The sequence below is a fragment of the Streptomyces sp. NBC_01571 genome, from assembly GCF_026339875.1.
In the GTDB taxonomy this organism is placed as follows: domain Bacteria; phylum Actinomycetota; class Actinomycetes; order Streptomycetales; family Streptomycetaceae; genus Streptomyces.
The window spans coordinates 9276572-9302779 of sequence record NZ_JAPEPZ010000001.1 but is presented as its reverse complement, the minus strand read 5'-3'; the positions used below and the strand labels follow the sequence as shown (position 1 = coordinate 9302779).

The following is a 26208-nucleotide window of genomic DNA, read 5'->3' as shown; positions in this document are numbered from 1 at the left end:
TCAGTCGCCGAACGGGGTGAGGTCGAGCCGCGCCAGCCGCTCGGGGTCGGACAGGATGTACATCCCGACGATCCTCCCGTCGGCGACGGTGACGCCCATGACCGCCAGCGGGAGGCCCCCGGGCGCCGTGACGACGCCGATCGCACCGTTGACCAGCGCGAGCCGCGAGGAGTCCGCGAACTGCCGGAACAGGAGCGCCTGCCCGGCGACGGTCCGGGCACCGCGCACCAGCTTGGACGCGGCCGCGCCGCCGACGAGGGCACCGGAGTCGGCGCGGAGCACCACCTCGGGGTCGAGGACGGCGACCAGTGCCTCGAAGTCCCCCGCGCGTGAGGCCGCGAGGAAGGCGTCGAGGACCTCCTTCTGCCGGCCGAGATCCGGCTCGGACTCCGGGGCGGCCCCCTGAACGCGGCGTCGCGCGCGGCTGGCGAGCTGACGGGTCGCGGCCGGGGAACGGCCCACGACGGGCGCCATGTCGTCGAAGGGCACCGCGAACATGTCGTGCAGCACGAACGCGAGCCGCTCCACGGGCTCCAGCGTCTCCAGCACCACGAGCAGGGCGAGCCCGACCGAGTCGGCCAGCAGTGCCTCCTGCTCGGGATCGACCCGGTCCAGGGGACTCACGACCGGATCGGGGACGTAGGTGTCCATGGGCTCCTCACGACGCGCGGCGCGGGAGCGCAGCATGTCCAGGCAGACCCGGCCCGCCACGGTGGTCAGCCAGGCCGCGAGGTTCCTGATGCCGGCCGCGTCGGTCCGGCTCAGCTTGAGCCAGGTCTCCTGCACGGCGTCGTCGGCCTCGCTCAGCGAGCCGAGCATCCGGTAGGCCACCGCTCGCAGGCGGCCCCGGTGCTCCTCGAACCGCTCGGCGAGAAGCTCTTCGTCGTCCCTCACCCGTCCCCCTTCCCCACCGCACGCGACCCCGTGCGGCACCGTTCGCCGGGCCGGGCCGGGCCGGGCGCCGGACGCGGCACGGAACCGGTCGCCGTGCCCGCTCCGGCCGTTGCCGGGCCGGACGCGGCTCGGAGCCGCGTCCGATCAAAGCACGCCGGTCACTTCCCCTCGAACCGCGGCACGCGGCGCGCGGCCTTCGCCGCGTATCCCTCGCGGGAGTCCTCGGAGGCCAGGGTGAGCGCCGCCGATCCGGCGGTCCGGTCCAAGGCCGCCGCGAGTCCCGCGTCGGCGTACGCGTCGATGTCGCGCTTGATGCCGCGCACGGCGAGCGGCGCGTTCGCCGCGATCTCGGCGGCGACGGCACGGGCGGCCGCGTCCAGTTCGTCGCGGGCGACCACGAGTTGCACGAGACGGAGCCGCTCGGCGGTGACGGCGTCCAGTGAACGCCCTGTCAGGGCCAGGAACTTCGCCCACCCGGCCCCCGCCTCCCGCGCGATGCGCAGATCTCCGCCCGCGTCGACGGCGACCCCGAGCCGCGCCTCCGGCAGAGCGAACACCGCGTCGTCGGCGGCGATCCTGAGGTCCGCCATCAGCGCGAGTTCGAAGCCGAAGCCCAGGCAGTGTCCCTGGACGGCCGCGACCACCGGTTGCGGCAGCCCCGCGAAGACCGCGAACCGCTCGTGCGCCCAGCGGATCCCCTCGTAGTAGTTGCGGGCCCGCTCCGCGTCCGAGCGTCCCTCGATCGCGCCGCCCGGTGCCGTCACGTCGATGCCCGCGCAGAAGGCCCGCCCCTGCGCCCGCAGCAGGACCACCCGGACCGACTCGTCGAAGCGGATCCGGTCGGCCAGCAGCCCGAGTTGGCGTGTCGACTCCCAGCTCCACGCGTTGAGCCTGCCCGGACGGCAGAGGGTGAGGACGCCGATCCCGTCCTCCACGTCGAGGCGGAAGCGCTCCTCACCCTCCGGGACGTCGGTACGCAAGGTGTCGATCATCCAGGTCCCCTCTCGGTTCTGACAACCCGTCAGACCGTAGGGGACCTCAGACCTCGTCGCGCGTCAACGCCAGCAGCCGGTCCAGGACACGAGGCCCGCCGGCCCGTACGCCGTCGTGCTCGAACTCGTCGGTCACCCAGGTGCGCAGACCGCCGATGGCGCGGGCGGTGCGCAGCGCGTGCCCGGTGTCGACGTACATGTCGTCGTGGTAGACCGCCGCGGCCACCGGGACCTCGTTGGCGGCGAGGCGGGCGGGGTCGTACAGCGGCTGCCAGTCGGTGCGGGCGGCCAGTTCCTCGGCGGTCTCGCGCAGTGGCCGCAGCGCGGGGTCGGTGTCGAACATCCAAGGGTGCACGGACTCGCCGGTGAACAGCAGCGGCCCGTCGTCCGCGAGTGTCTTGGCCGCGTCGAACTGCGGGAACTCGGCGCGCACCCGTTCGGCCGACCAGGCGGTGGGCCGGTCGTCCTGCCCGTAGACCGCCTCGTGGATCAGCGCGTACAGCGGGTGGCCCGCGTACGAGAGCAGCCCCTGGACCTCCTCCTGGAAGGCGTCGGAGAGAGCCGGTCCCTGCGGGGTGCGGACGAAGGCCTCCTCCAGGAGGTAGTGCAGCCGGTGACTGCCCTCGCTGCCGCCGAGAAGGATGCCGAGCGACTGGAAGGCCTCGACGGTGAGGCGGTCGCCGCCGCTCAGGACCGGTTCGTGCCGCACGAGGTACTCGGCGATCTGCCGGGCCCGCTCCACGTCCTGGGGGTAACGCGCGTAGTGTGCCGCCACTTTGCGCTCGATACGGGGATACGCGGCCCGGTAGACGTCGTCCGCGTGCGCGTCCAGCGCGGGCAGCCCGCCGGTGATCAGGACCGCGCGCAGGCCTTCGGGGGCCGTCGAGAGGTAGTTCACCGCGCAGAAGCCGCCGAAGCTCTGGCCCAGTACGGTCCAGGGCGCGCCGCCGGTGAGCCGGGGGCGGATGACCTCGCAGTCACGGACGATGGAGTCGCCGCGGAAGTGCGTGAGGTAGTCGGCCTGGGCGCGCGGACCACCGCGCAGCGGGAGCGTCTGGCGGTTGGCGGGCGTGGAGTGGCCGGTGCCGCGCTGGTCGAGCAGCAGGACCCGGAACTCCTTGAGCGCACGGCCGAGCCAGGCCTGCTTGCCGACGAAGCGGTTGGCACCGAAGCCGGGGCCGCCTTGGAGGTAGACCAGCCAGGGGAGGTCCTGGTGCGCCTTCTCGCTCGCGACGACCGCGCGGGCGAACAACTGGATGGTCTCCCCCGCCGGGTCGTCGTGGTCGAGGGGCACGGTGAAGCGGTGGTCGGTGAGGACGACACCGGGCTGGCGGTAGCTGACGGTCAACGGGACTCCCCAGACGTACGGATTCCAGGCTGCGTCCCAGTTGAACACATGCTCCCGGGCCGGCCGAGCCCGGGGATCAAGAAACCGTACTGAACAGCGGCTCAGCACCGGGTGGGGAGGATCAGCGCGCCGACAGGCTGGAACGGCGTACCACCAGCTCCGGCTGGAGCACCACCCGGCGGTGTTCGTGCGGCACCGGGGCCGTCTCGGCCTCCGTCTCCTCCAGCAGCAGCTCGGCGGCGAGGGCGCCCATCGTCATGGCGGGCTGGCGCACCGAGGTGAGCGGGACGGCCGCGGCGGCGGCGAACTCGATGTCGTCGTAGCCGACGATGGCGAGGTCGTCGGGGACGCCGACGCCGGCCGCGTACATGGCCTGCAGGACACCGAGTGCGAGCAGGTCGTTGGCGCAGAAGACGGCGGTCGGGCGCACGGCCAGGCCGAGCAGCCGGGCGCCGGCGTCACGGCCCGCGGCGACGTCCAGGCGCTCGGTCGGCAGCTCCCTGAGGGCGGTGGGCGGCAGCCCTGCCTCGGCCAGCGCGTTCAGCGCGCCGGTGCGCCGGTCGGTGACCTGGTTCAGTCCGGGCGGACCGCTGACGTACGCGATCGAGCGGTGGCCTGCGTCGACGAGATGACGTACGGCCAGCGCGCCGCCCGCCACGTCGTCGACCGAGACCGAGCACTCGGTGGTGCCCTCGGCGACCCGGTCGACCAGTACGAAGGGGATGCCGTTGCGGCGGAAGGTCTCGATGTTGCGCCCCGTCGCGTCGGCGGGGGTCAGCAGCACCCCGCGGACCCGCTGCTCGGCGAAGAGCGACAGGTAGTCGGCCTCCTCGCTCGCGCTCTGCGCGCTGTTGCAGACCATCACGCCGAGCCCGGCGTCCCGCGCGGCCCGCTCGGCGCCGCGCGCCACGTCCACGAAGAAGGGGTTGCCCATGTCGAGGACGAGCAGGCCCATGATCCGGCTGCGCCCGGCCCGCAGCTGGCGCGCCGACTCGCTGCGGACGTAGCCGAGCCGGTCTATGGCCGACTGGACCCGCGCCCGGGTCTCGGAGGCCACGGTGTCCGGGCGGTTGATCACGTTCGAGACCGTGCCCACGGAGACTCCAGCGGCGCGGGCGACGTCCTTGATACCCACCGACTGAGCCATCAGGCAGGAACCTCCAGGTAAACGAGAAGCGGCGGGCGGGCCTTCACATTACCCGCGTGTCCTCCGGGACCGGCGCTCATGCGGGCAACCGGGACACGACGACGTGGAGGGCCCGGGGCGGCGTGCCGCAGGCCTTCCCCTGGTGCGTGGCGGCGGTGACGGGGCCCGGGCCGGCGGCCCGTGGTGTGCCGGCGGGACCGGGACCCGGGACGGTGCCTGCCGGCGCCGTCGTCAGGAGCGTGCGTCGTCTCATGTGCGGGGCTCCTGGTCAGGCAAGATGGAAGACTTCGGTGAGGGGGGTCATCGCCTCGTCGGGTCTGGCGCCGTCCAGCGATTCGAAGAACGGCGCCATCTCCGCCTGCCAGCGGGCGTTGATGCCGGTGGCCTCCATGCCGGCCCGGGCGGCCGCGAAGTCCTCGGTCTCCACGTAGCCGACCAGCAGCCCGTCCTCGCGCAGGAACAGCGAGTAGTTGTGCCAGCCGGTGGCCGAGAGCGCCTGAAGCATCTCGGGCCACACGGCGGCATGCCGCTCGCGGTACTCGTCGAGGCGGTCCGCCCGGACCTTCAGCAGAAAGCACACACGCTGCATCAAGGACCCTCCGGGGACCTAGAAGTTGAACTGGTCGATGTTCTTCGCGTCGAACACGGTCGGCTTGCCCAGGTTGATCACGCCGTCCTTGCCGATGGTGAAGGACCCCATGTCGCCGGCCTTGAAGGTCTCGCCCTCCTTGCCGCTGATCTGTCCCGACACCAGCGCGACGGCGGTGCGGGCGGCGAGCTCGCCGAGCTTCGCCGGGTCCCACAGCTCGAAGCCGTCGACGGTGCCGTTCTTGACGTACTTGCGCATGTCGTTGGGGGTGCCGAGGCCGGTCAGCTTGACCTTGCCCTTGTACTTGGAGCCGGACAGGTACTGGGCCGCGGCCTTGATGCCGACCGTGGTCGGGGAGATGATCCCCTTGAGGTTCGGGTGCTCCTGGAGAAGGCCCTGGGTCTGCTGGAAGGACTGCTGGGCGTCGTCGTTGCCGAAGGCGACCTTGACCAGCTTGACGTCCTTGTACTTGGGGTCCTTCAGCTCGTCCTTCATGAAGTCGATCCAGGTGTTCTGGTTCGTCGCGGTCTGCGCGGCGGACAGGATCGCGATCTCGCCCTTGTAGCCGATCTGCTCGGCGAGCAGCTGCACCTCGGTGCGGCCCAGGTCCTCGGCGCTGGCCTGCGAGACGAAGGCGTTGCGGCACTCGGGCTTGGTGTCCGAGTCGTAGGTGACGACCTTGATCTTGTTGCTCATGGCCTGCTTGAGCGCGGTGCACAGTGCGCCCGGGTCCTGTGCGGAGACGGCCATCGCGTCGACCTGCTGCTGGGTGAGCGTGTTGACGTAGCTCACCTGGCCGGAGGTGTCGGTGGCGCTGCTGGGGCCGACCTCCTTGTACTTGGAGCCCAGCTCCGTCAGCGCCTTCTCGCCGCCCTTGTCGGAGGAGGTGAAGTACGGGTTGTTGACCTGCTTGGGCAGGAACCCGACCGTCAGGCCCTTCTTGGTCGCTGCGTTCGGGTCGGCCTTGCCGGCCGTGGCGTTCGAACCGCTGTCGCTCTTGACGTCCTTCTTGGTGGTGCCACCGCAGGCGGTGGCGGCCAGGGCGAGCGAGGTGACGGCGGCGAGCGCCACGCAGGTGCGGCGGATCGTTGACTTGCGCATGGCGGAAGTTCCTTTACGAGGGTGGGCGGTTACGAGGTCGGAGTCGAGGCGGCTCTGCGGCCCGCCCTCGCTACGGAGATCTGCCGCGCGACCCGGGGGCCGAGCACGGAGACGACGAGCAGAACGCCGGTGACGACGATCTGCGACTGCGCGGAGACATTGGAGAGGCTCATCACGTTCTGCAGCGCGCCGAGCAGGAAGACTCCCGCGATCGCGCCGCCGAGCGTGCCCTTGCCGCCGTCGAAGTCGATGCCGCCCAGCAGGACGGCGGCGACGACGGAGAGTTCGAGGCCGGTGGCGTTGTCGTAGCGGGCGCTGGCGTAGTGCAGCGCCCAGAAGATGCCGGTCAGCGAGGCCATGAAGCCGGTGGCGACGAACAGGATCAGCTTCTGCCGCTTGACCCGGATACCGGCGAAACGCGCGGCCTCCTCGTTGGCGCCGACCGCGAAGGCCGAGCGTCCGAACGGGGTGGCGTGCAGGACGACCACGGCGATCGCGAGGAGCACCAGGAAGGGCAGGAAGGCCTGCGGGACGAAGGTGTCCCCGATGCGCCCGGCCGCGAAGTCCTGGTACTGGGTGGGGAAGTCGGTCACCGCGTCCGAGCCGAGCACGATCTGCGCGATGCCCCGGTAGGCGGCGAGCGTGCCGATGGTGACGGCGAGGGAGGGCAGTCCGAGCCGGGTCACCAGCAGGCCGTTGACCAGCCCGCACACCACGCCGAGCAGCAGGCACAGCGGGATGATCGTCTCGATCGTCATGCCCTGGTTCCACAGGGCGCCCATCACCGAGCCGGAGAGACCGGCCGTGGAGGCGACCGAGAGGTCGATCTCCCCGGCCACCACGAGCAGGGTCATCGGCAGCGCGATCAGCGCGATGGGCAGGGTGTTGCCGATCAGGAACGACAAGTTGAGTGCGTTGCCGAAGCCGTCGACGAAGCCGAAGGAGAACAGCAGCAGGACGATGAGGAGGGCGCCGACGACCGTGTCCCAGCGGACGGCGCGCGCGAGGGGCGAGTCAGCCATGGCGGGCGTTCCTCTTCTTCAGTGCGGAGGCCACGCGCAGCGCGACGATCCGGTCGACCGCGATGGCGAGGATGAGCAGGACGCCGTTGATGGCGAGCACCCAGACGGAGCTGACGCCGAGCGCGGGCAGCACGCTGTTGATGGAGGTGAGCAGCAGCGCGCCGAGCGCGGCGCCGTAGACGCTGCCGGAACCGCCGGTGAAGACGACGCCGCCGACCACCACCGCGCTGACGACGGTGAGTTCGTAGCCGGTGCTGGTGCCGGAGTCGACGTTGCCGAACCGGGCGAGGTACAGGGCGCCGGCGAGGCCGGCGAGGCCGCCGCAGACGACGTACGCGGTCAGGATCCGCTTGCGGACCGGGATGCCGGCCAGCCGCGCGGCCTCGGGGTTGGAGCCGAGCGCGTACAACTCCCGTCCGCTGCCGAAGTGCTTGAGGTAGTAGGCGGTGACCAGCAGCACGGCCAGGGCGATCAGCGCGAGGTACGGCACCGCCGAGATGCCGCCGGAGCCGAAGTCGACGAAGCTGCCCGGGAGGTCGGCCGCGGTGATCTGCCGGGAGCCGACCCAGATGGAGTCGATGCCGCGGATGATGTAGAGCGTGCCGAGGGTGACGACGAGCGCGGGCACCTGGCCGAGGCTGACCAGCAGCCCGTTGACGAGTCCCCAGCCGATGCCGAGCAGCACCGCGAGGACCACCGCGACGACGGGGTTTCCGCCGCCCTGCAGATAGGTGCCGGCCGCGAAGGCGCTGATGCCGAGCGTGGAACCGACCGACAGGTCGACGTTCCGGGTGATCACCACCAGCGACTGGCCGGTGGCGACCAGCACCAGGATGGTCGCGTTCAACAGCAGGTCCTTGATGCCTTGTTCGGACAGGAACTGGCTGTTGCCCATCTGGGTGATGGCGATCATCACCAGGAAGACGACCAGGATGGCGAGTTCGCGCATCTTGAAGACGCGGTCCACCAGCCGGGTGCCGCTCGACCGGGGGACCTCGGCGGCGGGGGCGGGGTTGGGTGCGGTCACCGTCATGCGGCGGCCCTCTCAGTGTCGGTCGTCGTCATGCGGCGGCCCTCCCGGTCGCTGCGGCCATCACGGATTCCTCGGTGGCTTCGGAGCGCGGGATCTCGGCGGTGAGCCGGCCCTCGTGCATCACGAGGACCCGGTCGGCCATGCCGAGGATCTCGGGCAGGTCGGAGGAGATCATCAGGACGGCGACGCCGTCCGCGGCCAACTCGCTGAGCAGCCGGTGTACTTCGGCCTTCGTGCCCACGTCGATTCCGCGCGTCGGCTCGTCCACGATCAGCACCTTGGGGCCGGTGGCGAGCCACTTGGCCAGAACGACCTTCTGCTGGTTGCCGCCGGAGAGCGTGGCCACGGTGTCGGCGAGCCGGGCGTACTTCACCTGGAGCTTGACCGCCCAGTCGAGGGACCGGCTGCGCTCGGCGCCCCGGTCCATCAGGCCCGCCCTGACGGTCGTACGCAGCCCGGTCAGACCGATGTTGCGCTCGATGGACATGTCCATCACCAGGCCCTGGGCGCGGCGGTCCTCGGGGACGAGGGCGAGGCCTGCGGACATGGCCGTCGAGGGCGCGCCGTTGGTGAGCGACCTGCCGTCGACCTCCACCTCCCCCGCGTCCCAGCGGTCGACGCCGAAGACGGCCCGCGCCACCTCCGTACGGCCCGCGCCGACGAGCCCGGCGAGACCGACGATCTCACCGCGCCGGACGTCGAAGGAGACATCGGTGAAGACACCCTCGCGGGTCAGGCGGCGCACGCTGAGGGCGATCTCGCCCGCCTCGACGTCCTGCTTGGGGTAGAGCTCGTCGAGGTCGCGGCCGACCATCCGGCGTACGAGGTCGTCCTCCGTCATGCCCTCCAGCGGCTCGCTGGATATCAGGGCACCGTCGCGCAGGGTCGTGACCCTTTGGCAGATCTGGAAGATCTCCTCCAGCCGGTGCGAGATGAACAGCACCGCCGAGCCCTGCTCACGCAGGGTGCGCACGACCCCGAAGAGGCGAGCGACCTCGCTGCCGGTCAGGGCGGCGGTCGGCTCGTCCATGATCAGGACCCGGGCGTCGAAGGAGAGCGCCTTGGCGATCTCGACGATCTGCTGGTCGGCGATGGACAGTCCACGCGCCGGGCGCTCGGGGTCGAGCTCGACGCCGAGGCGCTTCATCAGACCGGCGGTCGCCGCGTGGGTGGCCTTGTGATCGATGCGGCCGAGCGCACGACGGGGCTGGCGGCCCATGAAGATGTTCTCGGCTATCGACAGGTCGGGGAAGAGCGTGGGCTCCTGGTAGATCACCGCGATACCCGCGTCGCGGGCGTCGGCGGGACCGTGGAAGACAGTGGGCTCGCCGTCCAGCAGCACCCGGCCGGCGTCCGGTCGGTGCACGCCGGCGAGCGTCTTGATGAGGGTCGACTTGCCCGCGCCGTTCTCACCGGCGAGTGCGTGCACTTCGCCGGGGAACAGTTCCAGGGACACGTCCCGCAGGGCGCGCACCGCGCCGAAGGACTTGGAGATGTCCTCCAGCGCCAGTACGGGGGCCGGACCCGCGTCGGACCGGTGGGTCATGGGAGCTCCTCAACGACGCGGGCGGAGAGGCCTCACGACGTCGTGAAAGGTTTCAACTAGGTTGCCGGGACGTTAGGCATGTAGCCCAGGTCACGTCAATGGGTTCGGGTCGAAATTCTCGATAGCCAAAGGTCACAACCGAGTCACGGAGAGCGGTCTTTGCCGAGGGGGTTGACAGCCTTTCGGGGTGCTCATAGCTTCAGCGTTCTGAATCGTTTCAGACCACCCCTGTTCAGATCGAAGCCGTCCGGACCGAAGTCGCCGTCGCTCAGACCCGACGTCACACCCGAAGTCACAGGAGCCCCGAAGTGACCGAGCTCGCCGCGGTGAAGGCCGCACTCAAGACCCAGGCAGTAGAGACGCCGTCGTGGGCGTACGGGAACTCGGGAACCCGCTTCAAGGTGTTCGCCCAGCCCGGCGTGCCGCGCAGTCCGCGGGAGAAACTGGACGACGCCGCCCAGGTGCACGCCCACACCGGTGCCGCGCCGTCCGTCGCGCTGCACATCCCCTGGGACAAGGTCGACGACTACGCGGCCCTGGCCAAGTACGCCGAGGAGCGCGGCCTGCGGCTGGGCACGATCAACTCCAACACCTTCCAGGACGACGACTACAAGCTGGGCAGCGTCTGCCACCCGGACGCGACGGTGCGGCGCAAGGCTCTCGACCACCTGCTCGAGTGCGTCGACATCATGGACGCGACGGGTTCGAAGGACCTGAAGCTCTGGTTCGCCGACGGCACGAACTATCCCGGCCAGGACGACATCCGCGAGCGCCAGGACCGGCTGGCCGAGAGCCTCGCCCAGGTCTACGAGCGGCTCGGGGACGACCAGCGGATGCTCCTGGAGTACAAGTTCTTCGAGCCCGCCTTCTACGCGACGGACGTGCCGGACTGGGGCACCGCGTACGCGCACTGCCTCAAGCTCGGCCCCAAGGCACAGGTCGTCGTCGACACCGGGCACCACGCGCCCGGCACCAACATCGAGTTCATCGTCGCCACGCTGCTGCGTGAGCAAAAGCTCGGCGGCTTCGACTTCAACTCGCGCTTCTACGCGGACGACGACCTGATGGTGGGCGCCGCCGACCCCTTCCAGCTCTTCCGGATCATGTACGAGGTGATCCGCGGCGGCGGCTTCACCCCCGACGTGGCGTTCATGCTGGACCAGTGCCACAACATCGAGGCGAAGATCCCCGCGATCATCCGTTCGGTGATGAACGTGCAGGAGGCCACCGCCAAGGCGCTGCTCGTGGACCGGGACGCGCTGGCTGCCGCCCAGCGCGAGGGTGACGTGCTCGCCGCGAACGCCGTGATCATGGACGCGTACAACACCGACGTACGGCCGCTGCTGCGCGAGGTCCGCGAGGAGCTCGGCCTGGACGGTGACCCGGTGGCCGCGTACCACCGTTCCGGGTGGGCGGGGAAGATCGCCGCGGAGCGGGTGGGCGGACAGCAGGCCGGGTGGGGGGCGTAGCCGCCGTGTCGCGTCCGCCGGGTGACCCCGGCGGCAGGCCGGGGCCGGCAGGTCGCCGGCCGTGCGGCCGCCCGGGACCCGCCGGGTGCGCCGCAGCACTCGTACGTCCTCTCTCTTCACTCCTCTTTCTCTAAGGACCAGGAACATGGCACCCCATCCCGAAGCCGCCGCTCTGCTGGCCCGGTCGCACCGGCTCGGCGCCGACCCCCGCAACACCAACTACGCGGGCGGCAACACCTCCGCGAAGGGCACCGACACCGACCCCGTGACCGGCGGCGACGTCGAGCTGATGTGGGTGAAGGGGTCGGGCGGTGACCTCGGCACGCTGACCGGGTCCGGGCTCGCCGTACTGCGGCTGGACCGGCTGCGGGCGATGACGGAGGTCTACCCCGGTGTGGAGCGCGAGGACGAGATGGTCGCCGCGTTCGACTACTGCCTGCACGGCAAGGGTGGCGCGGCCCCGTCCATCGACACGGCGATGCACGGTCTGGTGGACGCCGCCCACGTCGACCACCTGCACCCGGACTCCGGTATCGCGCTGGCCTGCGCGGCCGACGGCGAGAAGCTGACCGCCGAGTGTTTCGGGGACACCGTGGTCTGGGTCCCCTGGCGTCGGCCGGGCTTCCAGCTCGGCCTGGACATCGCGGCCGTCAAGGAGGCCAACCCGCGCGCGATCGGCTGTGTCCTGGGCGGCCACGGCATCACCGCCTGGGGCGACACGGCCGACGACTGCGAACGCAACTCACTGCACATCATCAGGACCGCCGAGGCGTTCCTCGCCGAGCGCGGCAGGCCCGAGCCCTTCGGGCCGGCCGTCGAGGGCTACACGGCCCTTCCCGTGACCGAGCGCCGCGCGCGCGCCGCGGCCCTCGCGCCGTACGTCCGGGCCCTGGCCTCCCAGGACCGCGCGCAGGTCGGCCACTTCACCGACTCCGACGTCGTCCTCGACTTCCTCGAGCGCGCCGAGCACCCCCGTCTCGCCGCGCTCGGCACCTCCTGCCCCGACCACTTCCTCCGGACCAAGGTCAGGCCGCTCGTCCTCGACCTGCCGCCGACCGTCGAGCCGGCCGAGGCGATCGCCCGTCTCAAGGAGCTGCACGCCGAGTACCGCGAGGAGTACGCGGCCTACTACGCGCGGCACGCCGACGCCGACTCCCCCGCGATGCGCGGCGCGGACCCGGCGATCGTGCTGATCCCCGGCGTCGGCATGTTCTCCTTCGGCAAGGACAAGCAGACCGCTCGCGTCGCGGGCGAGTTCTACGTCAACGCGATCAACGTGATGCGGGGCGCCGAGGCCGTCTCCACGTACGCGCCCATCGAGGAGTCGGAGAAGTTCCGCATCGAGTACTGGTCGCTGGAGGAGGCCAAGCTCCAGCGGCTGCCCAGGCCCAAGCCGCTCGCGACCCGGGTGGCGCTGGTGACCGGCGCGGGCAGCGGTATCGGCAAGGCGATCGCCGAGCGGCTGGTGGCCGAGGGTGCCTGCGTGGTGGTCGCCGACCTGAACGCGGCCAACGCCGCCGAGGTCGCCACGGCGCTGGGCGGACCCGACAGGGCCGTCGCCGTCACCGTCGACGTGACCTCCGAGGAGCAGATCGCCGAGGCCTTCCGGGCGGCGGTGCTCGCCTTCGGGGGCGTCGACCTGGTGGTCAACAACGCGGGCATCTCCATCTCCAAGCCGCTCCTGGAGACCACCGCGAAGGACTGGGACCTCCAGCACGACATCATGGCCCGCGGCTCCTTCCTGGTCTCCCGCGAGGCCGCCCGGGTGATGATCCGGCAGGAGCTGGGTGGCGACATCGTCTACATCGCGTCCAAGAACTCGGTCTTCGCCGGACCGAACAACATCGCCTACTCCGCGACCAAGGCCGACCAGGCCCATCAGGTCCGGCTGCTGGCGGCCGAGTTGGGCGAGCACGGCATCCGTGTCAACGGCGTCAACCCGGACGGGGTGGTGCGCGGGTCGGGCATCTTCGCGGGCGGCTGGGGCGCCCAGCGCGCGGCCACGTACGGGATCGAGGAGGAGAAGCTCGGCGAGTTCTACGCCCAGCGGACCATCCTCAAGCGGGAGGTGCTGCCCGAGCACGTCGCGAACGCGGTGTTCGCGCTGACCGGCGGAGACCTCACGCACACCACCGGTCTGCACGTCCCGGTCGACGCCGGCGTCGCGGCGGCATTCCTGCGATGAACGGGCACCACAAGACCTTCGCCGCGGTCGACCTCGGCGCGTCCAGCGGGCGCGTCATGGTCGGCCGCGTCGGCCCCGAAACCCTGGACCTCACCGAGGCCCACCGCTTCCCGAACCGGCCGGTGCGGGTCCCCGAGGGGCTGCGCTGGGACGTGCTCGCGCTGTACGCGGGAGTGCTCGACGGACTGCGCGCCGCCGGTCAGGTCGACTCCGTCGGCATCGACAGCTGGGCCGTCGACTACGGGCTGCTGGACGCCGACGGGACGCTGCTCGGCAACCCGGTGCACTACCGCGACACCCGCACCGAGGGCGTCGCGGAGCAGGTGTGGGCCACCGTGCCCGCCGCCGAACTGTACGCGGCGACCGGGCTCCAGTACGCCCCGTTCAACACGCTCTACCAGCTCACCGCGGCCCTCTCGACGGCCCAACTCGCGCACGCCGAGAGGCTTCTGCTCATCCCCGACCTACTGGCCTACTGGCTGACGGGCGAGGCGGGCACGGAGCTGACCAACGCCTCCACCACCCAGCTGATCGACCCGAGGACGCGCGGGTGGGCGAACGACCTCGCGGGGCGGCTCGGCATCGACCTGAAGCTGTTCGCGCCGCTGCGCCGGCCGGGCGACCCGGCCGGCCTCCTGACGCCCCGGGTGCTGGAGGAGACGGGACTGACCGGCCCGGTCCCGGTGACGACCGTCGCCTCGCACGACACCGCCTCCGCGGTGGCCGCCGTCCCCGCCGTCGGCGAACGCTTCGCCTACATCTGCACCGGCACCTGGTCCCTGGCGGGCCTGGAGCTGGCCGCGCCGGTCCTCACGGAGGCGAGCCGGGCGGCCAACTTCACCAACGAGCTGGGCGTGGACGGCACGGTCCGCTATCTGCGCAACATCATGGGACTGTGGCTGCTCCAGGAGTGCCTGCGCGAGTGGGACCACCCCGACCTGGGCGAACTGCTGCGGGCCGCCGCCGAGGTCCCGGCGCTGCGATCGGTCGTGGACGCGGGCGACGCCGCCTTCCTCGCCCCCGGCCGGATGCCGGCCCGGATCGCCGACGCCTGCCGGGCGTCAGGGCAGCCCGTGCCCGGCTCCCGTGCCGAGACCACCCGCTGCATCCTCGACTCCCTCGCGCTAGCCCACCGCCGGGCCGTCGCCGAGGCGCAGGAGCTCGCCGACCACCCGGTCGACGTCGTGCACATCGTCGGCGGCGGCACCCGCAACGAACTGCTCTGCCAGCTGACCGCCGACGCCTGCGGGCTGCCGGTGGTGGCGGGCCCGGCGGAGGCGGCCGCACTCGGCAACGTCCTCGTCCAGGCCAGGGCCCAGGGCCTGGTCGGCGACCGTACGTCGATGCGGGGGCTCCTCGCCCGTACGCAGCCGTTGCGGCGGTACGAGCCCCGGGGCGACGCGGCCGTCTGGCGCGCCGCGCAGGACCGGCTCGTCCGTCCGTGAGCGGGGACCGACCCGGCTCCCCGAGCGGGGACTCCCCTTGCGCCCGCCCGCCGCGTACTCTGCACTCATCCGATGATCGATCCCTAGGAGCCGCGATGCGCGTCGCTCTGTTCCTGACCTGTGTCAACGACACGCTCTATCCGGACACCGGCCGCGCCGTGGTGAAACTGCTGACCAGGCTGGGCGTAGAGGTCGACTTCCCGATGGCCCAGACCTGTTGCGGACAGGCGCACTACAACACCGGATACCGGCATCAGGCCGAACCACTGGCCCGGCATTTCTCCGATGTCTTCGCTGAGTACGAGGCGATCGTGACGCCCTCCGGGTCGTGCGGCGCGATGGTGCGGGAGCTCTATCCACGGATGGGCGAGCGGGCACGGGCCGAAGGCCGCGGCGACACCCTCGCGGCCACGCTCGCCCCGGTCGTTCCCAAGACGTACGAGCTCACCGAGTTCCTGGTGGACGTGCTCGGGGTGACGGACGTGGGCGCGTACTACCCGCACACCGTCACCTACCACCCCACCTGCCACGGGCTGCGCAGTCTGGGGCTCGGCGACCGGCCGCGCCGGCTGCTCCAGGCCGTCAGGGGACTCGAGCTGCGCGAGCTGCCCGGCGCCGACGAGTGCTGCGGCTTCGGCGGCACCTTCGCCGTCAAGAACCCCGACGTCTCGGCCGCGATGGGCGCCGACAAGGTACGCAACGCCGAGGCGACGGGCGCGGACGTGCTCTGCGCCGCCGACAACTCCTGTCTGATGCACATCGGCGGCACGATGACCCGGCTGAGCACGGACATGCGGCCGGTCCACATCGCGGAGATCCTGGCGAGCACGGAAGGAGAGCCGAGCGCATGAGTGGCACCTTCGTCGGCATGCCGGCCTTCCCCGAGGCCGCCCACGAGGCGGTCAACAACCCCACCCTGCGCGCGAATCTGCGCCACGCGACCCACACGATCCGCGCCAAGCGCGCCGTCGCCGTCTCCGAACTCGACGACTGGGCGGCCCTGCGCGAGGCCGGCAAACAGATCAAGGACCACACACTCCGTCATCTCGACCGCTATCTCGTCCAGTTGGAGGAGTCGGTCACCGCGGCCGGCGGCGTCGTGCACTGGGCCGCCGATGCCGACGAGGCCAACCGGATCGTCGTCGAGCTGGTCAGGGCGACCGGTGAGAGCGAAGTCGTCAAGGTCAAGTCGATGGCCACCCAGGAGATCGGTCTCAACGAAGCCCTGGAAGCGGCGGGCATCCGCGCCTACGAGACCGATCTCGCCGAGCTCATCGTGCAGTTGGGCAAGGACCGGCCCTCGCACATCCTGGTCCCCGCGATCCACCGCAACCGCGGCGAGATCCGCGACATCTTCGCCCGCGAGATGAGCGAGTGGGGCCGCCCGGCGCCCGAGGGCCTCACCGACACGCCCGCCGAACTCGCCGAGGCCGCCCGGCTGCATCTGCGCGAGAAGTTCCTGCGCGCCAAGGTCGGTGTCTCCGGCGCCAACTTCATGGTCGCCGAGACCGGCACGATGATGGTGGTGGAGTCCGAGGGCAACGGCCGGATGTGCCTGACGCTGCCCGAGACACTGATCTCGGTCGTCGGGATCGAGAAGACCGTGCCGACCTGGCAGGACCTGGAGGTCTTCCTGCAGACCCTGCCCCGCTCCTCGACCGCCGAGCGCATGAACCCGTACACCTCGATGTGGACGGGCACCACGGACTCCGACACGGCGGACGGTCCCCGGACCTTCCACCTGGTCCTGATCGACAACGGCCGCACCGACACGCTCGCCGACGAGGTCGGCCGCCAGGCGCTGCGCTGCATCCGCTGTTCGGCGTGTCTCAACGTCTGCCCGGTGTACGAGCGGGCCGGCGGGCACGCCTACGGCTCGGTCTACCCCGGCCCGATCGGCGCGATCCTCAGCCCCCAGCTCCGGGGCACCGAGAGCGAGATCGACGCCTCCCTGCCGTACGCCTCCTCGCTGTGCGGCGCCTGCTACGACGTCTGCCCGGTCGCCATCGACATCCCGGAGGTCCTCGTCCATCTGCGCGAGCGGATCGCCGAGGGCGGCCAGGTGACGCGGAAGGGCAACAAGGTCGTCCTCAAGCCCGCGAAGGGGCACGCCGCCGAGCGGGCCGCCATGCGGGCGGCACGCTGGGCGTTCGGCCACCCCGGCGCGCTGCGCACCGGCCAGCGGCTGGCGTCCCGGACGCGCCGTTTCCATCCACGGACGCTGCCCGGACCCGGCCGGGCGTGGAGCGACACCCGGGACCTGCCGGCGGTACCCGCGGAGCCGTTCCGCGACTGGTGGCAGCGGACACGAGGCGGAAAGGACGTGCCGAAGTGAGCAGCAGGGAGCTGATCCTGGGGCGGGTGCGGCGCGCGCTCGCCGACGTTCCGCGGGACGACACGCCGTACGAGCAGGCCGTGCCGCGCGGGTATCTGCGCGAGCACGGCGACCGGAGTGTCGCGGAGACGGTGGATCTGCTGGCCGAGAACCTGGCGGACTACCGGGCGATCGTGCACCGCTGCGCGGCCGGCGAACTGGCGGCGACCGTCGCCGGGCTGCTCGCCGCGCACGGCTCGGCCTCGGTGGTCGTACCGGCGGGTCTCGACGAGACATGGCTGGCCGCGACCGAGGTCACGCGTGTACCGGACCGGGCCGAGGACACCTCGGCCGAGCTGGACCGGGTCGACAGCGTGGTCACCGGGTGCGCTGTGGCGATCGCAGAGACCGGCACCCTGGTCCTGGACGGCGGCCCCGACCAGGGCCGTCGCCGCATCACGCTGGTCCCCGACCACCACATCTGTGTCGTCCGTGTTCCCGGGCAGGTCGTCTCCTCCGTGCCCCAGGCGCTGGAGCGCCTCGACCCGGCCCGCCCGTTGACCTGGATCTCCGGCCCGTCGGCGACCAGCGACATCGAACTCGACCGGGTCGAGGGGGTGCACGGTCCCCGCACCCTGGAGGTGGTGCTGGTGAGCGGCGGGTGACGGGCGCGGATAGCGTGAGGGAATGATCCGGTTCGAACAGGTCACCAAGCGCTATCCGGACGGCACGACGGCCGTGGACGGCCTCTCGTTCGAGGTCGCGGAGGGCGAACTCGTCACGCTCGTCGGCCCGTCGGGCTGCGGCAAGACGACCACCATGATGATGGTGAACCGGCTGATCGAACCGACCTCGGGCCGGATCCTCGTGAACGGTGAGGACGTCGCCACGGTCGACCCGGTCCGGCTGCGCCGGCGGATCGGCTATGTCATCCAGCAGGTGGGCCTGTTCCCGCACCGGACCGTCCTCGACAACACGGCGACGGTTCCGACGCTGGTCGGCTGGAAGAGAGCGAAGGCCCGGGCCCGCGCCGCCGAGCTGCTCGACCTGGTGGGCCTGGACCCGAAGACGTACGGATCCCGCTATCCGGACCAGTTGTCGGGCGGTCAGCGCCAGCGGGTCGGTGTGGCACGGGCGCTCGCGGCGGACCCGCCCGTACTGCTGATGGACGAGCCCTTCGGGGCCGTCGACCCGGTGGTCCGCGAGCAGTTGCAGGACGAGTTCCTGCGGATGCAGGAGTCGGTGCGCAAGACGGTGCTGTTCGTCACGCACGACATCGAGGAGGCGGTCCGGCTCGGCGACCGCATCGCGGTGTACGGGCAGGGGCGCGTCGAGCAGTTCGACACGCCGGGGGCCGTCCTGGGCACCCCGGCCACGGAGTACGTCGCCGAGTTCGTCGGGGCCGACCGAGGGCTGAAGCGGCTGTCGGTCACCGAGATCCAGCACGACGACCTGGAACAGCCGCCCGTCGCCAGCATGGACGAGTCCGCCGGGCCGGCCGCCGAGCGGTTGCGTGCCGGGAGCGCCCGCTGGGCGGTGGTGCTGGACGCCGAGGGTGATCTGCACGGCTGGGTGGGGGTCGATGAGCTGACCGGGGGCGGCTCCGTCGGGGACCACGTCCACCGGATGGACTCATGGGTCCCCGTGGGTGCCCCGCTGAAACAGGCCTTCGGTGTCATGCTCCAGCACGACGCGGGGTGGGTCGCGGTACTGGAAGGCGCGCGGTTCCTCGGCGTCCTGACCCCGGCGAAGCTGCACGAGGCGCTGCGGCGCTCGGTGGACGCGGATGCGCGGGGGGTGGCGCGGGGGCAGGTGGCGTTCGACTCGGTAACCAAGGCGTAGGCGCTCCGCTGGGTTGGGGGGTGGGTGCGCTGGGGGGTGAGGTTTGGGTGCGGGCGGCGTTTGGGTGCGCAGTTCCCCACGCCCCTTGCAGGGCGGTCCCTGAACCGGGGTGCCGGGGAAGGCGTATCGGCGGGACTCGGGTGCGGGTGCGTGGGGGCTCGGCGCGCCGTTCCCCGCGCCCCTTGCAGGGCGGTCCGTGAACCGGGGTGCCGGGGAAGGCGTATCGGCGGGACTCAGGTGCGGGTGCGTGGGGGCTCGGCGCGCCGTTCCCCGCGCCCCTTGCAGGGCGGTCCCTGAACCGGGGTGCCGGGGAAGGCGTATCGGCGGGACTCAGGTGCGGGTGCGTGGGGGCTCGGCGCGCCGTTCCCCGCGCCCCCTGCGGGGGGGGCGGGGCGCGCGTCGGCTATGGGGCGTTCGGTGGGCGGGGGGCGATGCGGGTCGTTTCGTCGAGGCACCAGGACAGGGTCGAGGGCCAGGAACCGTAGCCCGCTTCGAGGTCCAGGTGCGCGCCGCCGGGGACGACGTCGGTGTCGAGGCCGAGGGGCACCCCGTATTCCTGGGCCGCACCGCCCAGGCAGTACGGGTCGTTGTCCGTGGCCACGAGCCGGGTCACCGGCGCCGCTGCGCGCAGGTGCGCCGCGGTGGCACCCGAGCGGCAGAAACCGGCGATGTCCTCGTAGCCGGCGATGACCGCCTCGGACGGCGGTGCGACCAGCAGGACCCGGTCGGCGCGGACCGTGCCACGAACCGCCGCGTGCAGCCACAGCGGGACGGCGAGGCTGTGGCAGACGACCACGCGCTCGTGCTCCTGCGCGTCGAGGTGGGCGTGCAGCCGGTCGAGCCAGGACGTCAGCGACGGGTGGTCGGGATCAGGGAGCTGCGGGTACGTCACGTCCTGCCCTCGGGCCGCCAGTTCACCGGCCAGCCAGTGCTGCCAGTGGCCTTCGGGGCGACGGTTCTGCCAGCCGTGCAGGATCAGGAAGGAGCGCGAGGTCGAGGGCGAGGCCGGGATCGAGGTCATGAGGGTGATCGTCGGGCATGCCACGCCGCCGGGTCCAGCGGCCCCGTACAGTCGCCCGGGCCCGTCATGTACAGCCGGTCACTTCAGGAGGCCCTTCTCCTTCAGATAGGCGCGTGCCACGTCCTCCGGGAGCCGTCGCCAGCTGTCCACCTGCTGGTTCATGGACGCCAGGTCCGCGGTGGTGAGCACGCCGTTGAGCGCGCCGAGCGCCTTGGTGACGTTCTCGCTGCCCGCGCGCGAGCGGTTGACGACGGGCACGACGTAGTCGGCGTTCTGCAGGTGCTTGTCGTCGGCGAGCAGGACGAGCCCGAACTCGCCCAGGGTCGCGTCCGTCGTCGTGGTGAGCACCATCTGGTCCCGGCCGCTCTGCACGGCCTGCTTCGCCTGGGTCGTGCCGACGCCCTTCGGATCGACCGCGGTGATGTCGATGCCGTACGTCTTCTTCAGGCCCGGTTCGCAGTAGGGCCGCTTGACGCACTCGTCGCCCGCCGCGAGCCGCACCTTCAGACCGGACGCCCCGAGGTCGCTGAGGTTCTTCAGCCGGTGCTGCCGGGCGTACCGGCCGGTCACGGCGAAGGCGTTCTGGTCGACGGCCCTGCCGGGATCGAGGACGGTGAGCCCGCGGGGTGCGGCGAGCGACCGCAGCGCCTTCATGGTGGCGGTGAGGTCGGGCGAGCCGACCGGTGGTGCGTCGGCCCCGTGGGTCTTGGCGTTCAGCCAGTCCGCGAAGGTGGCCGCGTACTCCGGAACGACGTCGATCTGGCCGGACTCCAGGGCGGGTTCGTAGAGCTCGCGGTTGGCGACCGTGAGCATGGAGGTCCTGTACCCGGCCTGCTTCAGCAGCAGGGCGTACATCTGGGCCAGCAGGTCGCTCTCGGTGAATCCGGCCGAGCCCACGGTCAGGTGCTTGCTGTCGCCGGGCGGCGCGGTGACGGCGCCGCGGTTCTCCAGGGACGGGCCGGTGGCGCAGCCGGCCAGCAGGAGCACACCGGCGAGGACGGCGTGTCGCTTCACCGCGCGCCTCTCACCCAGCGGGGCGCGAGCCGTTCGGCGGTCTCGAAGATCCCCTCGACGATCAGCGCGAACACGGCGACCAGCACGGCGCCCGCGACGACCTGCGGGGTGCTCGCCAGGTTGAATCCCGCGGTGATGATCCGGCCGAGCCCGCCGCCGCCCGCGAGCGCGGCGATGGTGGCCGTCGCGACCAGTTGGACGGCGGCGATCCGGACGCCGTTCATCACCATCGGCAGGGCGAGGGGCAGTTCGACCTGGAACAGCATCTGTCGCCCGGTCATCCCCATGCCGCGTGCCGCCCGCACCACGCCGCGGTCGACCTCGCGCATGCCGACGTACGCGTTGGTGAGCAGCGGCGGGACGGCGAACAGCACGAGTGCGACGACCGTGGGCCCCTCGCCGTACCTGCCGAGCGGGGTGAGGAGCAGGAGGACGAGGACGGCGAAGGTGGGGACGGCCCGGCCGACGTTGGAGATGTTGACCGCGAGCGCGCCGCCCTTCCCGAGATGGCCGAGGACGAGGGCGACGGGCAGGGCGATCAGGCAGCTGATGACCAGGCAGACGACGGTGAGGACGAGGTGCTGGGCGAGGCGGTGCCGAACTCCGTCGTCGCCCGTCCAGTGCGCGGGGTCGCCGAGCCAGTGCCAGGCCTCGGCCAGGGTGTTCATCCGCGGGCTCCGCGGGTCCAGGGGGTGATGAGCCACTGCACCCCGAGCAGCAGGAGATCCGCCGCGACGGCGATGACGACGCACAGCACGGACGCGGTGAGGACCTGCGCCTTGAAGTACGTGTTCATGCCCGCGTAGATGAGGTTGCCGAGGCCTCCGAAGCCGACGATCGCGCCGACCGTGACCAGCGAGACGGCGGACACGGTGGCGATCCGCAGCCCGGCCATCGCGGCGGGCACGGCGAGCGGCAGCTCCACGGTGAGCAGCAACCTGACCGGCCCGTATCCCAGGCCGCGCGCGGCCTGCCGGGTCTCCTCGGGGACGGCGCGCAGGCCCGCGAGGATGTTCCGTACGAGAAGGGTCAGCGAATAGAGGACGAGGCCGGCGACGACGAGTGCGGCCGACAGTCCGTACACGGGCAGGAGCAGCGAGAACATCGCCAGTGACGGGACGGTGTAGAGGATGGTGGTCACCGCCAGGACGGGGCCGGCGGCCCAGCCCCAGCGGCGGGCGAGGACGGCCAGCGGCACCGCGACGGCGAGTCCTACGAGCACGGCGATCACGGTGAGCTGGAGGTGCTGGGCGACGGCGTCGAGCAGGATCTGGCGACGGGTGCTCAGATACGCACCGCAGATCCACTCGTTGCGCGCGAGGCAGTCGTCCGGAGGCGCCGTCATCTGTCCATTGCAGCGGGCCCGCAGGGGGGCGGCGCGTTCTGGTGACCCGTACGGGGTGTCACTGCGAGCACGCGCGTACGGGTGTCATGTGTCGTCATGCGGCCGCGGTCGCCCCGGGCGGATCGGGCGGAATCCGCGGTGCCGGAGTGCGGGGAAAATGTTTCCGCCCGCCCGACAGATCTTCGGGTCGATATGCGCGCGCCGCTGGAATGGATCCTCGGAAATCACGCGGTCCACGCGGAAATCGGGCGACGGCGCGCTCAACCCGTCGCCCGGAATTTGTTTGGACCGAGTCCACCCAGGTAGTTCGAAGAGAGGCGGCCCGCTGGCCAACCATTCCCGGGAGGGTTCGGCAGTGAGCCCGCCCCCCGGCCGCCCGGATGGGGCGACCCGCCGGACGGCCGGGCGGAACACCGTCACCGGACCGCCGGGGCCGCGCGCCACCGGGCCCCACACGGCCCGTGCCCTACGCCGCCTCGGTGAGCAGCTGCTCCCGCAGGGTGCTGCAGCACGTGCTGAGCAGCCGCGAGACGTGCATCTGCGAGATCCCGAGCTGCTCGGCGATGCCGAGCTGCGTCATTCCGCGGAAGTAGCGCAGATAGAGGATGGTGCGCTCGCGCTCCGGGAGGCAGCGCAGCGCGGGCTTGACCGCCTCGCGGTCGATGACCAGGTCGAATCCGGCGTCCGTCTCGCCCAGAGTGTCGGCCAGCGCGCATCCGTCGTCCTCGCCGGGCAGCTCGGCGTCCAGGGAGAGGGTGGCGAAGCAGTCCAGGGCTTCGAGCCCGAGGCGTACGTCGTCCTCGCCGAGGTGCGCGCACGCGGCGATCTCGGCGACGGTGGGCTGCCGGCCCGGTGTGGTCTGCGAGAGCTCCTTGAGCGCCGTACGGACCCTGGCGCGCACTTCCTGGACGCGCCGCGGCACGTGCAGCATCCACATGTGGTCGCGGAAGTGACGCTTGATCTCGCCGGTGACGGTCGGGACGGCGTAGCTCTCGAAGGCGTTGCCCCGGGCGGGGTCGTAGCGGTCGACGGCCTTCAGCAGGCCCAGCGCCGCGACCTGCACGAGGTCCTCGGCCGCCTCGCCCCTGCCGCGGTACCGGCCGGCGACGCGCTGCGCCATGGGCAGCCAGGCGCGGACGATCTCGTCCCGCAGCGCCTCCCGCTCGGGCCCGTCGGGAAGTCCGGCGAGCCGGGCGAAGGCGTCGCCGGTGTCGGGGGCGTCGTCGTGCGGGTGATGCCTCGTACTGACCGTGGTGTGCATGGCGCTCACAGCTCCCTCAGGGCTACTGACCGGCAGTCCATGGGGGCGGGCGCACACTGATGGACGGGGCACACCCGGGATCTGGCGGACCAGCTCCCACGGACGTGCCTCCTGTCCGAAGCACTCTGCCCTAAATTACCCCATATCGGTCATCCGGAACCCCTCGGTTCATTAAAGTGACACCGGGCAGCCGACCGACGCTGGAGCGTAGGGAAACATGCGCAGGGAAACAGGCCGCCGTATTCGCACACGGCTCATTCGCGCGCACCCCGGCCGATTCACACGCCGCCCCCTCCTGTGCCGGACATTCACGCGTCGTGCATTTCCGCGGTCGACGCGTGAATTTTTCGAGTGCGCGATTTCCGGAATCGGGTCGGGTCGGGTCGTGTCGGGCACGGTGGGCGGGGACGGCCACACCGGGTGGAGATCCGGAGCGGGTCGAGCGGTCGGGCATCGCGTCGGGCTGCTCGGTCGGGCATCGCGATCGGGCCGTGCGGTCGGGTCGAGCGGTCGGGCGGACCGGCCTTCGTATCACCGAGTCCACGTCGCCGGCCAGCGGATCCAGGGGTTTCCGCGGATGCGTTCAGGTTGTGTTCAGGCTCGCCGCGGCGCCTGGCAACACCTGCACCAGAAGCCCCAAAGCAATGGCAAAGACCCCTGTGACCAGGCCAGTTCGCCATGTCATCGTGCGGGGCATGAGCACAGAGCACCTCACCCACCATCGTCGCGCCGCCACCGCCACCCACATGGCGAGCAAGGTTCCGGAAGTCACCGTCTGCTTCTGGCTGATCAAGGTGCTGACCACCGGTATGGGTGAAACGGCCTCGGACCTCCTCGCGCAGAAGCTCGGCCCCGTCCCCGCGGTCGGCCTCGGCGGTCTGGCCCTCGCGGCCTCGCTGACCCTCCAGCTCACCGCCCGCCGCTACGTCGCCTGGATCTACTGGACGGCGATCGTCATGGTCAGCGTGTTCGGCACGATGGCCGCGGACGTCCTGCACGTCGGCCTCGGCGTGCCCTACATGGTCTCGACCCCGTTCTTCATGCTCGCCCTGGCGGCGGTCCTCGTCCTCTGGTACGCGAGCGAACGCACCCTCTCCATCCACAGCATCCGCACCCGCCGGCGCGAACTCTTCTACTGGGTCACCGTGCTGGCCACCTTCGCGCTCGGCACCGCCGCCGGGGACCTCTCCGCGACGGTCGGCCTCGGCTACCTGGGCTCGGCCGTGCTGTACGCCGTCGCCATCGCCGTCCCGGCCGTCCTGCACCGCTGGAACGCCCTCAACGCCGTGGCCGCCTTCTGGGCGGCGTACGTCCTCACCCGTCCGCTCGGCGCCTCGATCGCCGACTGGATGGCCCTCGGCCACACGCGCGGCGGCCTCGGACTCGGGCTGGGGCCCGTCACCCTGGCCTGGACCGTCGCCATCGTCGGGTTCGTCGCCTATCTCGCCGTCTCGCGCGACGACGTCCGGGACACCCCGCGCCCGATGTCCGGCGCCGTGTGAGCGGACGCGCGGCACGGGGCGGGAGGAGGCGAGACCGGCTCGCGGCCTCCCGCCCTCCGTGCGGCCGTCCGGGGGTCAGCAGATCCTCGGGAGCTGCTCCCCGATCGGCATGTCGACCACCCGGGTGCCGCCCAGCCCGGTTCGGGCCACCACCATGCCCGGATGGTCGGCCACCACCTCGCCGATGACCGTCGACCCCGCGCCTAGTGGGTGCGCCCGCATCGCGTCGAGCACGGCGTCGGCGTGCGCGCGGGGAACGAAGGCCACCAACTTGCCCTCGTTGGCGACATACAGGGGATCGAGCCCCAGCACGGCACAGGCGTTGGCCACCGCCGGCGGGACCGGTACCTCGCGCTCCCGGACGACGACCCCGGTGCCCGAGGCCGCCGCGATCTCGTTCAAGGAGGCCGCGAGGCCGCCCCTGGTGGGGTCGCGCAGCACGTGCAGATCGGGGGTGACCGCGAGCATGGCGTCGACCAGCCCGCCGAGCGCCGCGCAGTCGCTCTCGATCTCCACCCCGAACTCCAGGCCCTCACGGACGCTCATGATGGCCACGCCGTGCACGCCGATCGCGCCGCTGACCATCACGACGTCGCCGGGCACGACCCGCTGCGGACGCAGGTCGACGCCCGCCGGGATGAGTCCGATCCCGGCCGTGTTGATGTAGATCCCGTCGCCGTGGCCGGACTCCACCACTTTGGTGTCACCGGTCGCGATCTCCACGCCCGCGGTGCGCGCGGCGGCACCGAGCGCCTCGGCCACGCGGGCGACGGTCTCCATCTCGACGCCCTCCTCCAGGATGAAGCCGCAGGAGAGGTAGGCGGCCCGGGCACCGCTCATGGCGAGGTCGTTGACGGTGCCGTTGACCGCGAGGTCGCCGATGCTGCCGCCGGGGAAGAACAGCGGCCGCACCACGAACGAGTCGGTGGAGAAGGCCATCCGGACACCGCCCAGCGACAGGGCCGCGGCATCGCCCATCTGGGCGAGCACACTGCCGCCGAAGGCGGGCGCGAAGACGTGCTGGACGAGTTCGGCGGAGAGCGCCCCGCCCCCGCCGTGCCCCATGACGACGCGGGGCTGGTCGCGCAGCGGCGCCGGACAGGTCCAGGCCGCGGGATCGAGGACGGGCATCCGCACG

23 protein-coding genes are annotated in these 26208 nt (G+C 71.6%); 8 read left to right on the top strand and 15 right to left on the bottom strand.

The genetic code is table 11. From position 1 onward, the window contains the following. The 9 genes from sigJ to OHB41_RS41475 form a co-directional block, all read right to left on the bottom strand. Complete coding sequence (gene sigJ / locus OHB41_RS41515; protein WP_266705063.1) at positions 1–894, bottom strand: RNA polymerase sigma factor SigJ; 894 nt, start codon at positions 892–894, stop codon at positions 1–3. Positions 895–1052: 158 nt separating this feature from the next. After that, entirely contained in the window at positions 1053–1886 is an 834-nt protein-coding gene (locus tag OHB41_RS41510; RefSeq protein WP_266705061.1) for an enoyl-CoA hydratase/isomerase family protein, read from the bottom strand. A gap of 46 nt (positions 1887–1932) precedes the next feature. Further along, on the bottom strand, positions 1933–3234 hold the full coding sequence (locus tag OHB41_RS41505) for an alpha/beta fold hydrolase (RefSeq protein ID WP_266705059.1): 1302 nt from the start codon (positions 3232–3234) through the stop codon (positions 1933–1935). Between the two features lie 121 nt (positions 3235–3355). Continuing rightward, a complete protein-coding gene (locus OHB41_RS41500; protein WP_266705057.1) occupies positions 3356–4381 on the bottom strand; it encodes a LacI family DNA-binding transcriptional regulator in 1026 nt (341 codons plus the stop codon). Between the two features lie 268 nt (positions 4382–4649). Beyond that, entirely contained in the window at positions 4650–4970 is a 321-nt protein-coding gene (locus OHB41_RS41495; protein WP_266705055.1) for an L-rhamnose mutarotase, read from the bottom strand. Positions 4971–4988: 18 nt separating this feature from the next. Beyond that, positions 4989–6071, bottom strand: coding sequence for a rhamnose ABC transporter substrate-binding protein (gene rhaS / locus OHB41_RS41490; RefSeq protein ID WP_266705053.1), 1083 nt, complete (start codon positions 6069–6071; stop codon positions 4989–4991). A gap of 29 nt (positions 6072–6100) precedes the next feature. After that, positions 6101–7093 carry an ABC transporter permease gene (locus OHB41_RS41485; protein ID WP_266705051.1) on the bottom strand — a complete coding sequence of 331 codons (993 nt, stop codon included), beginning with the start codon at positions 7091–7093 and terminating at the stop codon, positions 6101–6103. After that, a complete protein-coding gene (locus OHB41_RS41480) occupies positions 7086–8126 on the bottom strand; it encodes an ABC transporter permease (protein WP_266705049.1) in 1041 nt (346 codons plus the stop codon). Before OHB41_RS41480 ends, OHB41_RS41485 begins: the two co-directional genes overlap by 8 nt. Before the next feature lie 28 nt (positions 8127–8154). Next, positions 8155–9672 carry a sugar ABC transporter ATP-binding protein gene (locus tag OHB41_RS41475; RefSeq protein WP_266705047.1) on the bottom strand — a complete coding sequence of 506 codons (1518 nt, stop codon included), beginning with the start codon at positions 9670–9672 and terminating at the stop codon, positions 8155–8157. Between the two features lie 308 nt (positions 9673–9980). On the opposite strand from OHB41_RS41475, the gene rhaI reads away from it, so the two are divergent. The 7 genes from rhaI (at position 9981) to OHB41_RS41440 (ending at position 18927) form a co-directional block, all read left to right on the top strand. After that, entirely contained in the window at positions 9981–11141 is a 1161-nt protein-coding gene (gene rhaI, locus OHB41_RS41470) for an L-rhamnose isomerase (protein WP_266705045.1), read from the top strand. Positions 11142–11286: 145 nt separating this feature from the next. Further along, a complete protein-coding gene (locus tag OHB41_RS41465; RefSeq protein ID WP_266705043.1) occupies positions 11287–13326 on the top strand; it encodes a bifunctional aldolase/short-chain dehydrogenase in 2040 nt (679 codons plus the stop codon). After that, positions 13323–14771, top strand: a complete 1449-nt coding sequence (locus OHB41_RS41460; RefSeq protein ID WP_266705041.1) for a rhamnulokinase — start codon at positions 13323–13325, stop codon at positions 14769–14771. The genes OHB41_RS41465 and OHB41_RS41460 overlap by 4 nt, the downstream gene beginning before the upstream one ends. Before the next feature lie 95 nt (positions 14772–14866). Further along, positions 14867–15622, top strand: a complete 756-nt coding sequence (locus OHB41_RS41455) for a (Fe-S)-binding protein (protein WP_266705039.1) — start codon at positions 14867–14869, stop codon at positions 15620–15622. Next, complete coding sequence (locus OHB41_RS41450) at positions 15619–17106, top strand: LutB/LldF family L-lactate oxidation iron-sulfur protein (protein ID WP_266705037.1); 1488 nt, start codon at positions 15619–15621, stop codon at positions 17104–17106. Before OHB41_RS41455 ends, OHB41_RS41450 begins: the two co-directional genes overlap by 4 nt. Continuing rightward, the gene (locus OHB41_RS41445) at positions 17103–17750 is read left to right on the top strand and encodes a LutC/YkgG family protein (RefSeq protein ID WP_266705035.1); all 648 of its coding nucleotides are present in this window, start codon (positions 17103–17105) and stop codon (positions 17748–17750) included. The genes OHB41_RS41450 and OHB41_RS41445 overlap by 4 nt, the downstream gene beginning before the upstream one ends. Before the next feature lie 22 nt (positions 17751–17772). Further along, positions 17773–18927, top strand: a complete 1155-nt coding sequence (locus OHB41_RS41440; protein WP_266705033.1) for an ABC transporter ATP-binding protein — start codon at positions 17773–17775, stop codon at positions 18925–18927. 403 nt (positions 18928–19330) lie between these two features. Here the strand turns inward: OHB41_RS41440 and OHB41_RS41435 are convergent, their stop codons facing one another. The 5 genes from OHB41_RS41435 to OHB41_RS41415 form a co-directional block, all read right to left on the bottom strand. Further along, on the bottom strand, positions 19331–19948 hold the full coding sequence (locus OHB41_RS41435) for an RBBP9/YdeN family alpha/beta hydrolase (protein WP_266705031.1): 618 nt from the start codon (positions 19946–19948) through the stop codon (positions 19331–19333). Positions 19949–20026: 78 nt separating this feature from the next. Beyond that, positions 20027–20962, bottom strand: coding sequence for an ABC transporter substrate-binding protein (locus OHB41_RS41430; RefSeq protein ID WP_266705029.1), 936 nt, complete (start codon positions 20960–20962; stop codon positions 20027–20029). Beyond that, entirely contained in the window at positions 20959–21630 is a 672-nt protein-coding gene (locus OHB41_RS41425; RefSeq protein WP_266705027.1) for an ABC transporter permease, read from the bottom strand. The genes OHB41_RS41430 and OHB41_RS41425 overlap by 4 nt, the downstream gene beginning before the upstream one ends. Beyond that, on the bottom strand, positions 21627–22307 hold the full coding sequence (locus tag OHB41_RS41420; protein WP_266705025.1) for an ABC transporter permease: 681 nt from the start codon (positions 22305–22307) through the stop codon (positions 21627–21629). The genes OHB41_RS41425 and OHB41_RS41420 overlap by 4 nt, the downstream gene beginning before the upstream one ends. Positions 22308–22773: 466 nt before the next feature. Continuing rightward, positions 22774–23568, bottom strand: a complete 795-nt coding sequence (locus tag OHB41_RS41415; RefSeq protein WP_266705023.1) for a SigB/SigF/SigG family RNA polymerase sigma factor — start codon at positions 23566–23568, stop codon at positions 22774–22776. A 695-nt stretch (positions 23569–24263) separates the two neighbouring features. On the opposite strand from OHB41_RS41415, the gene OHB41_RS41410 reads away from it, so the two are divergent. Further along, positions 24264–25070, top strand: coding sequence for a COG4705 family protein (locus OHB41_RS41410; protein ID WP_266705021.1), 807 nt, complete (start codon positions 24264–24266; stop codon positions 25068–25070). A 75-nt stretch (positions 25071–25145) separates the two neighbouring features. On the opposite strand, the gene hypE is transcribed toward OHB41_RS41410, so the two are convergent. Beyond that, on the bottom strand, positions 25146–26201 hold the full coding sequence (hypE, locus tag OHB41_RS41405; RefSeq protein WP_266706521.1) for a hydrogenase expression/formation protein HypE: 1056 nt from the start codon (positions 26199–26201) through the stop codon (positions 25146–25148). Between the last annotated feature and the right edge of the window lie 7 nt (positions 26202–26208).

Coding starts and splice junctions, on each gene's coding strand:
- OHB41_RS41455 (WP_266705039.1), top strand. CDS start 14,867: ATGCGCGTCGCTCTGTTCCTGACCTGTGTCAACGACACGCTCTATCCG.
- OHB41_RS41460 (WP_266705041.1), top strand. CDS start 13,323: ATGAACGGGCACCACAAGACCTTCGCCGCGGTCGACCTCGGCGCGTCC.
- hypE (WP_266706521.1), bottom strand. CDS start 26,201: ATGCCCGTCCTCGATCCCGCGGCCTGGACCTGTCCGGCGCCGCTGCGC.
- OHB41_RS41440 (WP_266705033.1), top strand. CDS start 17,773: ATGATCCGGTTCGAACAGGTCACCAAGCGCTATCCGGACGGCACGACG.
- OHB41_RS41420 (WP_266705025.1), bottom strand. CDS start 22,307: ATGACGGCGCCTCCGGACGACTGCCTCGCGCGCAACGAGTGGATCTGC.
- OHB41_RS41495 (WP_266705055.1), bottom strand. CDS start 4,970: ATGCAGCGTGTGTGCTTTCTGCTGAAGGTCCGGGCGGACCGCCTCGAC.
- OHB41_RS41510 (WP_266705061.1), bottom strand. CDS start 1,886: ATGATCGACACCTTGCGTACCGACGTCCCGGAGGGTGAGGAGCGCTTC.
- OHB41_RS41450 (WP_266705037.1), top strand. CDS start 15,619: ATGAGTGGCACCTTCGTCGGCATGCCGGCCTTCCCCGAGGCCGCCCAC.
- rhaS (WP_266705053.1), bottom strand. CDS start 6,071: ATGCGCAAGTCAACGATCCGCCGCACCTGCGTGGCGCTCGCCGCCGTC.
- OHB41_RS41500 (WP_266705057.1), bottom strand. CDS start 4,381: ATGGCTCAGTCGGTGGGTATCAAGGACGTCGCCCGCGCCGCTGGAGTC.
- OHB41_RS41435 (WP_266705031.1), bottom strand. CDS start 19,948: ATGACCTCGATCCCGGCCTCGCCCTCGACCTCGCGCTCCTTCCTGATC.
- OHB41_RS41475 (WP_266705047.1), bottom strand. CDS start 9,672: ATGACCCACCGGTCCGACGCGGGTCCGGCCCCCGTACTGGCGCTGGAG.
- OHB41_RS41465 (WP_266705043.1), top strand. CDS start 11,287: ATGGCACCCCATCCCGAAGCCGCCGCTCTGCTGGCCCGGTCGCACCGG.
- OHB41_RS41485 (WP_266705051.1), bottom strand. CDS start 7,093: ATGGCTGACTCGCCCCTCGCGCGCGCCGTCCGCTGGGACACGGTCGTC.
- OHB41_RS41415 (WP_266705023.1), bottom strand. CDS start 23,568: ATGCACACCACGGTCAGTACGAGGCATCACCCGCACGACGACGCCCCC.
- OHB41_RS41410 (WP_266705021.1), top strand. CDS start 24,264: ATGAGCACAGAGCACCTCACCCACCATCGTCGCGCCGCCACCGCCACC.
- OHB41_RS41480 (WP_266705049.1), bottom strand. CDS start 8,126: ATGACGGTGACCGCACCCAACCCCGCCCCCGCCGCCGAGGTCCCCCGG.
- OHB41_RS41425 (WP_266705027.1), bottom strand. CDS start 21,630: ATGAACACCCTGGCCGAGGCCTGGCACTGGCTCGGCGACCCCGCGCAC.